The organism is Blautia glucerasea (assembly GCF_020537505.1).
Lineage (GTDB): Bacteria > Bacillota > Clostridia > Lachnospirales > Lachnospiraceae > Blautia_A.
Genome location: NZ_JAJBMO010000007.1, coordinates 131,837 through 145,812, shown reverse-complemented (window position 1 = coordinate 145,812; position 13,976 = coordinate 131,837). Strand labels below are relative to the sequence as shown.

At 41.2% G+C, this 13,976-nt stretch carries 10 protein-coding genes; all 10 read right to left on the bottom strand.

The genetic code is table 11. The features are described 5' to 3' along the window. Positions 1 to 65: 65 nt before the first annotated feature. Positions 66 to 1,664: an MFS transporter gene (locus LIQ05_RS08320; RefSeq protein ID WP_226819858.1), complete on the bottom strand. Its 1,599-nt coding sequence runs from the start codon at positions 1,662 to 1,664 to the stop codon at positions 66 to 68. Next, the gene (locus LIQ05_RS08315; RefSeq protein WP_226819857.1) at positions 1,594 to 2,721 is read right to left on the bottom strand and encodes a glycoside hydrolase family 5 protein; all 1,128 of its coding nucleotides are present in this window, start codon (positions 2,719 to 2,721) and stop codon (positions 1,594 to 1,596) included. The genes LIQ05_RS08320 and LIQ05_RS08315 overlap by 71 nt, the downstream gene beginning before the upstream one ends. A gap of 12 nt (positions 2,722 to 2,733) precedes the next feature. Further along, complete coding sequence (locus LIQ05_RS08310; protein ID WP_226819856.1) at positions 2,734 to 4,116, bottom strand: ATP-binding protein; 1,383 nt, start codon at positions 4,114 to 4,116, stop codon at positions 2,734 to 2,736. 2 nt (positions 4,117 to 4,118) lie between these two features. Then, positions 4,119 to 4,823: a LytR/AlgR family response regulator transcription factor gene (locus LIQ05_RS08305; RefSeq protein ID WP_226819855.1), complete on the bottom strand. Its 705-nt coding sequence runs from the start codon at positions 4,821 to 4,823 to the stop codon at positions 4,119 to 4,121. 223 nt (positions 4,824 to 5,046) lie between these two features. After that, the gene (locus LIQ05_RS08300; protein ID WP_226819854.1) at positions 5,047 to 5,973 is read right to left on the bottom strand and encodes a hypothetical protein; all 927 of its coding nucleotides are present in this window, start codon (positions 5,971 to 5,973) and stop codon (positions 5,047 to 5,049) included. Positions 5,974 to 6,042: 69 nt separating this feature from the next. After that, complete coding sequence (locus tag LIQ05_RS08295) at positions 6,043 to 6,495, bottom strand: hypothetical protein (RefSeq protein ID WP_226819853.1); 453 nt, start codon at positions 6,493 to 6,495, stop codon at positions 6,043 to 6,045. Further along, complete coding sequence (locus LIQ05_RS08290) at positions 6,473 to 9,529, bottom strand: glycoside hydrolase family 3 N-terminal domain-containing protein (protein WP_226819852.1); 3,057 nt, start codon at positions 9,527 to 9,529, stop codon at positions 6,473 to 6,475. Before LIQ05_RS08290 ends, LIQ05_RS08295 begins: the two co-directional genes overlap by 23 nt. A gap of 228 nt (positions 9,530 to 9,757) precedes the next feature. Further along, positions 9,758 to 10,843, bottom strand: a complete 1,086-nt coding sequence (locus LIQ05_RS08285; RefSeq protein ID WP_318289526.1) for a GntR family transcriptional regulator — start codon at positions 10,841 to 10,843, stop codon at positions 9,758 to 9,760. An 18-nt stretch (positions 10,844 to 10,861) separates the two neighbouring features. After that, the gene (locus tag LIQ05_RS08275) at positions 10,862 to 13,000 is read right to left on the bottom strand and encodes a glycoside hydrolase family 36 protein (RefSeq protein WP_226819851.1); all 2,139 of its coding nucleotides are present in this window, start codon (positions 12,998 to 13,000) and stop codon (positions 10,862 to 10,864) included. An 11-nt stretch (positions 13,001 to 13,011) separates the two neighbouring features. Further along, complete coding sequence (locus LIQ05_RS08270) at positions 13,012 to 13,965, bottom strand: ABC transporter permease (RefSeq protein ID WP_226819850.1); 954 nt, start codon at positions 13,963 to 13,965, stop codon at positions 13,012 to 13,014. Positions 13,966 to 13,976: the final 11 nt, after the last annotated feature.

Sequence of the window (13,976 nt, the reverse complement as noted above, 5' to 3'; positions counted from 1 at the left end):
AATCCTGCTTTTTAACTTAGAATAAATATTTTTTATATAAGGACACCTGTTGCTTTTTCTTTATTTTACAGTTGTCCTTTTTTTCTTTTTGCAATCAGTTCCTGTTCTGCCTTTATTTTTTTCTCAACATTCAGGAACGATACCACAATGATGAGAATTCCATGTGCTATGATCTCGAAGCCCAGGAAGAAAAAAGCGGTGACGGCTTTTCCCGCAAGGGCAGGGTTATCGTAGAAAAAGTTGAAGACGGCTACGGCAAGACCATTCACTACGGTGAGTACGGTGTTGTATACAGACATAGAAATACCGTCTACACGGTAGCCTAGTTTTGCTTCCAGATGATCCAGGACATCGGCGAAAAGAGCCATCATGATATAAGCACCCGGGACGCTGGATAAGCCTTTCAGCGTCTGTCCGACTAACATAACTGCGAAATTATCAGGTGCAAGAAGACACACAATACTTCCAACAATAGAAATTACACAGCCCACAAGGATCATGTTCTTCTTGCCGAAGCGGTTTGTCAATGGCCAGATGAACAGCATGCCGGCTGCCAGTGGGATTCCGCTGATCAGCGCCAGAACAGACTGCGCCATGTCAGCGGTTAATGTCATTCCGAAGATGTGCACTTCCTGGAAAAATTCATGGCAGAAAATGTTGAAGACGTAGCCGCCTTTGAACATGACACCAGCCTGGTAGAGCAGGTAGAAAATAATAATAATCCACCAGTAGGAATCGGAGGCGGCAGCTTTTAACTGTTCAAGGGTGGAGGGGACTGCAGGCGCGGATTTCGCACCAGTCCTTTGGGCGGCAACACTGTCAGAGTTCTTTCTTCTACTGCCGCCCTGACTTTCCTGAATATTGCTTCTAGTCTTGTCAGTTTGAAGTTCTTTTGTGGAAGAACTGTATGTTGTCTCTCCCTCCGGTTCCACCATATCCTCTTCTGTAATTCTCTCCCTGGTAAAGAAATACTCCAACACACATCCCACAAACGCCAGCACCGCAAACACGGTCATTACCATCTGCCAGCGGTTCTGTGTCACATCGTTGCCAGATGCAGAATTAATCCAGCCAAGTATCAACGGCATTACAATACTGCTGATCAGTCCATTTCCTGCAACTGCCGGAATGTTGGAAATTACGGAAAGCCTTCCCCTCTGATCCAGGTCACGGGTAGACAATGAAACCATCAGATAATGTGACGTTCCATAAATCGGATTAGCGATGGCTGCAAACAGATTATAAGTTACTGCCATCCACACCATCCGCACACCCAGGCTTAAATAAGGAATACAGAATACCAGAATTCCGGACACCAGCAAAAGCGGAGCCGCCATCAGGATATATGGTCTTGCTTTCCCCTGCTTTGTTCTGGTCTTTCCAACCAGAATTCCAATTATAATATTGGACAGTGCCATAGGAATAACTGAAAGCAGTGGCAGCATTGTAAGAAAAACTCTCTGGTTTACAATATCATCATAAGTACGGTAAAAAGTAAGGTAATAAGACGCTGCCACACTGGTCATTGCCAGCACCAGCAGCGGTCCCAGGAAATAACCAAAGATCATTTCCCGCAAGGTAACTTTCTGCTTGTCAGTTCTTGAATTCAATCCAGCCGTTTTCCACACATCGTGAAAAATCCCAGCTTTCTTTCCATCTTTCATCAAGAGGCTCCTTTCGATTTGGTTTAAACTGATAACTCCAGTAGATCCAGCCTTTCGCCTCAGACCATGCCTGAAGCTGCAAAGCTGCAATTTCCAGATAGCGCTCCCTGCGTCTCTTCGCAGCAGCCTCTGCACTCATGCCAGAATCTGTTTTCTCCGCATATTTATTGCAGATACACCATTCACCAACCACTACAGGCACATCCTTCTGAATCCGCTGGATCAGGCGCTGCTGGCTTTTAATATAAATCTGGTAAACCCAGGGCTTGTGGATCGGCACGAAGCTCTCCATTGCCAAAATATAAATATGCGTGTCCAGCACCACATTTTTCATATTCTCTTTTCGGAAAAATCTGCCCCAGTGTCTCAGGCGAAAGCCATCGTGGAACACAATGGTCTTATTCTCTGGAAGGATTTTGCGCAAGCGTTTATATGCATCCCGATAAAAATTTTCCAGAAACGGCATGGGTACATAGCCGGAACCTTTCGCCTCTTCTTTATCCACCGCCTTTCCAGTAGACGGCGCAGTAGCATAAACCAGGAAACTGATGGGCTCATTAAGTACCTCGATTCCGTACAGCCCATTACGATCTTTATAGCGCTCTGCCAGACGTTCCAACACGGTAAGGGCAAATTCCACTTCCTGGGGATTTTTGCACCACTTGCACACACCAGTAATGCCACCGTTGTCATATCCGTTCTGACTTCCCGGAACGGTATGAAGATCAATAAGAATCTGCAAACCATACTTCTCTGCCCAACCAAAGGCATTGTCCAGATACTCAATACATCCATGAAAAGGTTCTCTGTCTCCAAATATAAAATAAGGAACCGGAATGCGAACCAGCCCGATTCCCTGTTCTTTAATAAAAGCGAAATCTTTTTCCGTGATAAAAGTATCTCTATGCTTTTTCATTCTTTCTTTTAATTCATCTGAACTTACCTTCCGATTGAGCCATACCTCGTCCTCTGCCCCGGTTCCTGCGAACATCTCCGGCAGCATCCATTTCTCCAGCACAAGCCAGTTACCTAAATTTACACCTTTTATTTTTTCCAAATAAACTTCCTCCTAACACTCTACTGGCAGCATGATCTGCAGGGAAAACGTGTGGTTCTGCACACTAATCCGAATATCCCCGCTGTATTTCTTCGCAATCATCTGCATACTCTTTACGCCATATCCATGGTAGCCTTTGTCTTCCTTGCTGGTTACCGGAAAACCATTTCGGAATTCCAGCTCACCATCGAAATAGTTGTCTATAAAAATGTGAAGCATGCTGCCTCGTTCAAGAACTGCTACATTGATAACCTTTTTTTCGTTATTTTCGTATTTTGACACGCACTCAATGGCGTTATCCAATCCGTTGCTGATCAGGGTGTAGAAATCGATCACATCGATCATGTCCATTTTTTCTGCATGAATATTACAGGAAAAACGAATGCCCTGTCTGGCGCAGACAAAGCTTTTTTCCGTGAGAATAGTATCCAGCACATCATTGCCGGTTTTGATATGGGCATCATAAAACTGGACTGCTTCCTCTGTTTCCTTAAAAAGCCGCTCCCGTTCTTCTCCATGCACCATCTGCAGTGCCCGGATCTGCCGTTTCAGATCGTGGCATTTCTGGTTGATCAGGTCTACATTTTCTTTGCTGAAAAGATACTGCTGCTCTTTTTCTTTTTGGAGAACCTGAATCATCTCTTTTTCTTTCTGCAAGGACAAAATGCGGTAAGTCATATTTTGAAGCAGAACAATGACCAGATTAACAATCACATTCACCACAATACAGAAATAAGGTACCGCCAATTGGGTAAACATTTCTATCCCACCGAACATATCTCCATCCTTTTTGCTCCAGTGAAAAATCAGATTGGTCACATCTCCCATTCCCGTAATAATAATATACACAGTCAGATAAACAAGAAACGTTCTCCAGTCTTCCTTCACAACCACCTGTCCACGCACACTTTTACGAACAAGAAGAAAATAGGCCATTGTGTCGAAGGCTGCATAGAACAGAACCGTTATGAAAACATACAATGCGGTATGCTCTGTTTGTAAAGAAGGAAAACAGATTTTGCAGACCAGATATTGCAGAACCAGAGTTACCAGATTTTCCAGTGCAATTCCCAGAATGCATTGAAATATAAGATTACATACTGTCACCTGATAACAATAATAGATACAGCACATAGAGACAATGCCAGTGGTCATCCACCATACAGCTGTAATAAGAGCTGCAATCCCCGAACCGCCATAAGTGTTGCGAAACCAGTACATGGGAATGCAAAGGAGAATAAATCCCAGAACACCTAAACTGCTAACCATGACACGCTGCGGAAAATGCTCCCGATGTTCCGCAGCACGTTCCATAAAAACGATTTCTGCGCTGATTGCCCCAAGCAGCACACGGCATACATCAAAGATATCCATAAAGGATATGTTTTTCAGCATTTTTAATCCTCTCCCCTTATATATTTCAGATATTCCTCTTTTAATTTTTCCTTATAATTTCTGCTGACAGGAAGAATTGCACTGCCTACAGTAACCTCTGTACTGAGCACTTTATTCACATACTTTAAATTCACAATGTAAGAGCGATGGATCCGCACAAAATTGTATTTTTCAAGCTCTTTTTCCACGTCACCAATATTTCCCCTGACTTTGTAATCTCTTTTCGTGGTGTGAAAATAAAGATAATGAGAAAGAATCTCCACATAGATAAGCGCCGGAAGCCTTAACTTGCGAGTTCCCTCGGCTGTCTCTACTTTTATGATATGTTCTTTCCTCTGGGCAGCCTTCGCCACAGTTCTGTGAAACTTCATGGAAAAATCGTAGTAGCTTACCGGCTTCAGAATATAGTCAACCGCATCCACCTCATAACCATTGATGGCATACTGGGCAATATTAGTCACAAAAATAATAGTAACATTGGTATCTGTTTCTCTTAATTTTCTTGCCGTGTCAATTCCATTGATTCCAGGCATATCAATATCAAAGATGATGATGTCATAAATCATCTTATAGTCTTTCAAAAACTGTTCGCCGGATTCGAAGGTTACCGTCTCCAGGTCAATCCCGGCTTCTTCCCCGAATCTTTTCACATAGTCTGTCATGATCTGACGCATTTCCAGCTCGTCATCAACAATCGCTACTTTCATTTCCCCACACCTTTTCTCAAGTACAGTCTGATCTGGACGCTATTCATAAATTCAACTTATACAGGCTCGATTTATTATTACTGTTGCCCAGAACTTTTACAGTAAATATATCATACTTGATTTGTGTGGTCAAACAGGCTTCCAGATAACCGGAAGCCTGTTTGGAACTTGTTTGGAAATAGCGTTTACCGTTCACTTTACGCCCGGTCAACAACTCTGGAACTTATTTTACTGCGTCTGCAAGTGCAGCTGCCTCTACTGTGAAATCACCTGTAAGCTGATTACTCTCGCTGTATTCATAGTGGAATTTTACATTGTCACCATCAACTGTGGAAGTAGTTTCTTTTCCATTTGCATCTGTAATGGTAAGAGTCTGGGAATCTGCATCGTATGCGTATGTTCCATTATCTTTTACATCGTAGCTTGCGAAGTAGAATTCATAGGTTCCATTGTCAAACAGTGTAAAGGTTGTGGCTTCGTCATCACTTGGAATTGCGATCAGCTCATTACCAGCTTCTGCTGTGTCAGCTTTTTCGGCATCGTCTTTTGTCTCATAGTCTTCCGGATGAAGGTAATTATAAGTTACAATTTCACCTTTATCGTTTAAAGTAAAGATTGTCTCTGGAACCATAGAAGTCAGCTCTGGAAGATCATCACTATCATAAGAACCGTCCTCTTCATTTCCAAGAACATTCATTCCCACAGATTGTTTCATCTGTACAGAATAAGTATCTGTGAGCATATCATGATGTACATGTTCCGGAGTACTGATAGTTACAGTATCATCACCATTATCTGTATAAGTTCCTTCGGCAGTTGTAGTCAATGTCAGTCCAATTCCTGTATCATCACCAATTTCAGCCTTTTTACCATTCTCCAATACATAACAGTCAGAAGTAAGTTTATATGCATCTTTTCCGTCAAGTGTAAGATCAATTTCAACATATAAACGGCTTTCATTGGAAACCATTCCCTTCATATTTCCGCTCAGAAACTGAAATTCCGGCATATCTTCTGCATTTCCGTTATTCATGTTATAAGTTACGCTGTAGGTTTTCTCCTCTGTTTCCTCTGCAAAAACGGTAACCCCACTGGTGATAACTCCCATTGCCATAATTCCTGCTGTTAAAATCGCTGTTGCTTTTTTCATTTGAAAATCCTCCATTTTCTCTTTATTTTTCAGGCTTTCACCTGTGCTTAACATATTTATCCCTTTGTTTTACTTCTCATTTTTGATCTCAGGCAATTTTGAAAAGCTCCCCACAATATTAAGGATCATTCCCAGAAGCATTGTTCCTGAAGCCGCCAGCGAATAATAGATGGCTTCCTCACCGCCGTGACCAGAGTCATAATCTGTGATCACACAGTTTCCAATTCCTTCTACTCTGTCTCCGATCAACAAAATTGCACCTGCTGCCAGTAATGCAGTTACTGCGAAAGTAAGAAAACGTGTCCACATTTTGTCTCCCCATTTTGCCATGGCAACCAGAGAGAACAGCTCCATTCCCATTCCAACCAGGAAAAAGGAAAGAATCATCAATGAATTCATTTCACCAAAGGTATAATATCCAGTGGTATAGCCGACGCCAAAAAGCACCAGCCCAGCCACATTCAGGAGCAATGCCAGAACTTCCATTGCAAATTCCAGCTTACTGAATTTTTTCTGATTCATTGTTTTTACGCTCCTTTCTGTATTTCAAAATAAACAGCACCAGGAATACCATAAATAGTACAAAGCAGATTCCCATTGCCAGCTGCAGTGCCATAATCCACCATGCAATCACTCCGGTCGCATCTGTTTTCTCTGAAATTCCATTCATGACACTGCTGTTTACATAAGTGTACAGGTATCTGTGATAAGATTCTCTTACTCCCGCCTGGATCACCATATCATCAGCCACTTCATCCTCTGTGTACCCCCATACGGAAACATTGTTGGAGCCACCAAGCATCCTGTCATTTCCTGCAACAAGACACTCAGATGGAAGGAAATACTGGGAAGATTTTACAGAGTCTGTAATTACATATCCTTTAAATCCCCACTCGCCACGGAGAATGCCATTCATCAAACCTTTGCTTGCCCCCACATGTGTACAGCCAAGACGGTTAAAAGCTGTCATTAAGCTATTGGCATTTCCATCGCGAAATGCAATCTGGAAACCACGAAGTTCATTTTCTCTTGCAGCCTGTTCACTGAGGAATACTGCAAGACCATCTCTATTTGTTTCCTGATCATTAAATGCAAAGTGTTTTCCTGCAACTACCATTCCGTATGCTACTGCCTGCCTGTAAACATTGGATCCCATTGTTCCTGTCAGAATCGGGTCTTCAGAATAATATTCCAGATTACGGGCATTGTACTGGTTTCTGTGAATGTTCAGTCCTGGTGCATTCCATCCCGTATAGCCATCCCACAAACCTGCATTTCCAATCAGACGTCCCTGCTCACTGGAAAGCTCCGGGCTGAAGGTTGCTGCCACTACATTTTCACTTACATATACTGCAGTGGAATGTCCATAGGAAGGATCGTCTTCTGCTACCTCATAAAGAGTTCCCGCAGTATATTTGCCAATAGTTCCAAGTAACCCCACCGGGCTGTCTGCTCCATTTTCCTTTGGCATGACAATATCTTCATTTGAATTCATAAGCGAACAATATGTGTTTAACATATCCTGAAGACTTACTTCATCAAGAACTTTGTCATACAGTGGATCGTCATAGTCCAGCCCTCTAAGTGCAATTGCCTGCACGCCGTTGTCCGCACCGTATGTAAATTCAGTCTCGCCTTCATATGCGACATTTTCTGCTTCTTTGTCATAGATTTCATTGCGAAGAAGAGCAATCATCTCTTCTGTTGCTGTGATTTCTCCGATTCCAACCGGGAAAGTATGTGCCCAGTCATTACGGCTCAAATAAGTGATCTCTGTACCGCAATTATAGGAGTTCAGGTCACCGTCTGTAAGCTGGTTCTGAACAGTAGTTTCGTTTGATTCTGTTAAAGTCATCTCAGAATCAACAGTCTCTTTATAAACATCACCTGTCGGCTCTGTATCTTTCATTTTGTCCGGATACTGTTCCTTCAGAACTCCCTGGACTGCATCATGGGCGCCATTTCCAGTTGCAAAATAATAATCTCCAGCTTCCAGAATGTATGCACCAGTTACATCATCATGTTCATAAGTCATATCATAGGAATACAAGTCGGTTGCGGTAAATGTGACAGTCACATCTTCGCTTTCTCCTGGCTCAAGAAGAACTACATCCTCGAAGGAATTTTCCTGTGCCTCTCCTGTTTTTCCATATCCAACCAGCTGAATTGCAGATTTTTCCACACCATTTTCTTTATCATAATCAGTGTATGGAAGGGAAACATAAAGCTGAACTGCATGTTTCGCTGCATTGTCGCCGGTGTTTGTTACTTTTACCGTAACTTCGGACTGAGTTTCCCCACTCCAGTCGATTTTCGCATCGGTAATCTCCTCGGAGAAAGAGGAACCTTCTACGCCATATCCAAAGCTGTAGGATACTTCATTGTCATAATCCCATACTTTTCCGCCATCTGCAGTCTCGCCGGTCAAAGCCTGAGATGCATTTCCCTGTTCAAGAACAGAATCGAAGTAACGGGTTTCATAATATTTGTAGCCAATGTAAATGCTCTCTTCTTCTGCCAGATACCATCTGCTTCGCAGGGCGTTGTTGGAAGATGTGTCAATATCGTCTGCATTTGTAAATACGTATGCACCGTAATCTCTCATTGCAGGTGCAAGTGCAGAGTTCACTGCATAGGTATCGGTGAGATGTCCGGATGGAAGCACGTCTCCTTTCAGAAGCTGTGCGATTCCGTATGTTCCATAGCAGCCTGGATTTCCGATCCAGAGGATACTGTCTACTGCGTCATCCTGTTTCAGTTCTTCAATCTCCATTGCACATGCAGAGTTCAGAAGAACGATCACTTTTTTAAAGCCCTGATTTTCAACATAATTAATCAATGCACGCTCTGCATTTGACAGGCTCAGGATATTTCCTGTAGGACTATTGGAAAACTCGTCCGGATCTGCGATTCCATCTTCACCCGGGTAGAAACATGCGCCCTCTCCGGCATCTCTTCCCAGGACAACTACCGCGGCATCTTTATAGCCTTCCATAGAGTCTGGGGAAACTGCGAAGTATTCTTTTACGGGAACTTCATTTACTGTGGAACCCTTATTGATATCCACACAGTTACCACCGGCAGCCTTTGTTGGCGCATAGTTTTCTTCCATGCTTTCGTAGAAAGAAACCATATCCGGGTTCACGGAAAATCCGTATTCCTCCAATGCGTCAGCCAGACGCACTGCCTGTTTGCTTTCTACAAGAGAACCCATGGAGCCGCCATACTGCATGGCCTGGCTTCTCATTCCGAATAAGGTCACTCCGGTTCCGTCTACAGCAGGTGTGCCTTTTAATGCCACCGCACCTTCTGCTTCCATTCTCGTGTTCAAAGCAATCTCCGCTTTGATCAGATCTGCCGGATCTTCATAGTCGGATTTGTAATAATAGTCATCCGGGTCCTGGCTTCTTGCGAAAGTATCATCTGAAACTCCCAGAAGCTCGTTTACCCTGCCTTCCCAGCTCAGTGCCACTGACATCACTGTTCCAAACAGCACTGTAAACGCGAGGAAAATGCTGGCAAGTCCACGAAAAATGTGACTTCTTTTTTTGTTCATTCCTTTTCTTTTGCCTCCCTTTTTTATTCTGGACTTATCTTAACGGAGTTAAATTAGGAATAAAAGAAAATGGCATGGATGACAGGATTTGTGGCGCGAATGGACTACTACAACACACCGCAGATTCATATACAGAAACGACCCACTTGAAATCAGATAATTTCTGAGTTCAAGTGGGTCAAAATTAAGCACAATCGTGAGACAAATTTACTTACAAATCAACATATATTATTTTATAGGAATAATAGAATCCCTTATAGATATTTTCGAGGGAACAATCACACGCTCACAATTATCTATGTGACCATTACCTTCTATAATGTCTAACAATGTTTCTGCAGCTTTAATTCCCAGTTTTTTTCTTGGGTGACGCACAGAAGTAAGATAATGCCCGTCATCCAGCTGCACATTTTGATCATCGAAACCTACTATAGACAATTGTTGTGGAATACTGATAGACGCTTTTTTCGCTTCCATCAAAAATTCTTCTGCCAGAATATCGTTGTAACACACATAACCAGTTACTGCTTTTACACTGTCAACATCCATACTAATTCCATAACGATTCTGTGTCCATAATTCCTTCTTTGATGCAAACCATTTTACATGATCATCCACAAGCGGAATTCCCGCCGTATTCAATGCCTCTGAAAACCCCTGGAATCTGCGGTGTCCCTGCAAATCATCATATTTAAACGCACAACCAATATCCACATGTCCAGCCTTGATCAAAAGCATTGTTATCTCTTTTGTCATTCTGATATCATCCATTAAAACAGAAGGTACCTTTAACTCCATGTAATAATTATGGATAAATACAATTGGAATTCCGCTTTCAATAAAACGCTGATAAAAATCTAAATTAGGATTAGGAAGAGCACTTTTAGTTCCTTCCACAATAATACCTGCAACTCTGTCTCTCTCTAAAAGCTCTAGGCATTTTCGCTCCCGGTCAAAACAATTTTCTGTGATTCCCAGATGCATGCCATAACCATTTTCCAAAAGTACCTCTTCTATTCCATACAAAATACTTGGAAACATATGATTGGCTACATATGACATTATAATTCCAATGGTTTTCTTACTTTGTCCAGAATTGCTTTCTTTTTTTACATAATATCCACTTCCGTGAATACTATAAACGTATCCTTCCATAGTAAGTGCAACATATGCCTTCCGTACACTCTGACGGCTAATGTTGAACTTCGTACACAAAAAATTTTCACTAGGAAGTTTTTGACCGAATTTATATACTCTATTATCAATTTTTTCTTTTATCCAGTCATATACGACTTTATATTTATACTCTGCCATTTTCACCTATTCTGCTAATTAATAAATTTTAAATACTCGAGCGGTTTTTGCATTTTTCAATTTTACTGTTATTGTTTTATTAAAGTAAATAACTGCCTTATCATCTGAAAAATCCGGATAAATTAGTTCTGCTGAGGTGAATTTTTCTAATTCCTTTGTCAGCTGCATATGTAGTGTTTCTGCCCCACCAATTCGCCACACGGCAAGGTATGCATGGGTGTCACAGTTCAAGCCAAAAGTAAACCAATCATCCTCAAACTTAGGTAAACCAGTTAACCAAAATGGCGTGGCAGACTTAATATCGTTCCTAATTGACTTATATACTTTAATCCCCTGTCTCACAATTTCAAACTGTTCCTTTGGAAGATTTCCCAAATGACCACTTTGATGAATTCTAAGAAGCATTGCATTTACCATATTTGTAACAGTTATTTCTTTGTCCTGACCACTCATAGGATATGACCAGATTGCACACTGTTCCGGGTTCACTGCCGTTACACTTGAAGCCGCAATACATGCATTCTTAATATAATCGGTCTGATCACTGGAGGACTGAATACTATGTCTGCTAAGCATCGCATAATCCATTCTTAATCCACCAGAACCACAATTCTCAATTACTAAATCAGGATATCTCTCGAAAATACTGTCAATCCAGGATAAATATGCTCTATTATGTTCAAGAAGTCCATCTCCCAAACTGTCAGAATCCACTTCTGTTCCAATTCCACTGTTAATGTTGTAGTCCATTTTAATATAGCCTACTCCAAACTCGTTTACCATTCTATCAATTACTTTTGTTGCATAAGCCTGCACCTCAGGATTTCTGAAATCCAATTGGTATCTGCACTGATCGCTGACAGTACGTCCATGTCTCCTAAAGAACCAGGTATCCGGAATATTTTCAAAATGAGGACAATCAAATCCAACCACTTCTATTTCCAGCCATAAACCAGGAATCATTCCTTTGTCACGTATATACTGGATTGGCTTGTCAATTCCACCTGGATATCTTCCCTTCGATGGCTGCCATTCTCCAACACCAGCCCACCAGTTTTTATCTGTATACCATCCGCAATCAATAACAAAATACTCGCATCCAGCTTCTGCTGCTGCGTCAATCAAAGGAAGAAGCTTTTCTGTAGTAGAATCTCCAAATAAGCAGTTCATATAATCATTAAAAATTACTGGTAGTGTTTCATTGTCCTGATTTTTTCTGCGAATTATTCTTCTGTATTTCACAATTTGTGCAAAAGAGTCCTCAAACTTACCATTTAAGGCAACAACTGCAACTGGAACACTGACAAAGGTCTCTCCTGGTTTTAGGGATTTATGCCACTGACTCTCCCATTCGGTTGGACCAGACAGCTGGAAGTATATTTCCCCAATCTGATCACCAGTGCTTGTAATCATTAAATTATGATTATCTTTGGAAAACATTGTTTCAAGACTCTCTGCAACCTCCCAATACCAGGAACCATTGTGCTCAATTTCCCACAAATATTCTGTTCCTGTTTCCTCATTTCTGAGACATCCCATAGGAAGGTATTCTTCAGTTGACCATGATCCCTCATTTTGTAAATAAATCCGTTTTGTAGATTGTGCCAAATTAATAGGATTTAATCCCAGCTCCGGTAAAGTATTAGAAGTCCATCTGCATTCATCATACCATGAATTGCTAGCCTGATAAAGTCTCATCTTCTTCTCCCATCCTGTCATTCCACCATAAGATGCGAAGAAGTACATAAAAGATGATACATATTCAATTTCCCGTGTTTGAGCACTGTTATTAATCACCTCAGTCCAGCTTCTGATTACTTTTACACCATCAAAAAACTGATAATGACTTACCAATTCAACACCTTCATATTCCTGTGTTACTTCTATCTTTCTTCCAAATACATTTCTTGTATCTTTAAAATCTTTATACTTCATCCAACATCCAGGATTGCAGCCAATATGTTTTCTGCCACGGTGATCACTGCTGCCCATTCCAGTTTCCTGATACTCAACCAGATATCCATTTTTTTGCAATGTCTCATTCATATCATCTTCGAATGCATCCGTATCAGAAAAATTAACTAATCTAATTTCCTCGCCTTCAATTACAAACGTCATATAAATTCCATTTTCTACAACTGAAATTTTTCTACTCATTTCTTTTCCTCCTATTTGATAACCGCCAGTGATTTTCTATCTGTAGTAATCGCAACAATCACCAGGAAAATCAGCCCTCGTATCAACTGCTGTAGATTAGGTTCAATCTGAAGTAATACTAATCCATTATTTAAAATACTAAGCATAAATACACCTAATATCACACTGCTAAATTTTGTCTTTGCTCCTCCGCTCACAGGAAGTCCTCCCAGAACCAAAGCGATCATCACATTTGTCTCCGCAAGATTTCCTGCCGAAGCAGTAATTGATCCTACACGTATTACGTTTATCGTTGCTGCCAATCCAGCAAGTACCCCCGCTGCTACAAATGAAATTATTTTTATTTTCTCAATCTTTATTCCAGAAAATCTTGCTGCAGTTTCTCCGGCACCAATCATTCGAACATATTGTCCCAATTTTGTATATCTTGATACAACAAATCCACCTAATAAAACAATTACTACAATAGGAATTGCAAATTTGTCTGCATCCATCATATACATATAAATTGGCGCAGAATACGGTGAATCGGTCGTAAGAAAAGCACACAGACCTCTAAATGCCAACATCGTACAAATCGTTACAATAAAGGAGCCAATTTTAAATCTTGCATGAAGTATACCGTTTATCAAACCAATTGCTGCTCCTACAGCAACTCCGGCAATCATTCCCAACGCAATATGCTCTTGTCCTGCAAGAATAACTGCAATTGATGCCACACCAATAATTGCTCCCTGAGAAAAGTCAAGACTTCCCATACTCATAACAAAAAAGACACCTGTCGCACATATTAGCAACACATAAGATTGCTGTAAGATCAAAAGCAAATTTCCCGCAGTTAGGGATTTAAAGTTTGTAACTACCCCAAAGAAAGCCAGGAGAATGACGATACCAATATAAGAGAAACGTCCATTTACAGATTTTTTTAACTTTTTTTCTTCTTTCATATTTGTTTTTTCACTCATTACATGTCTCC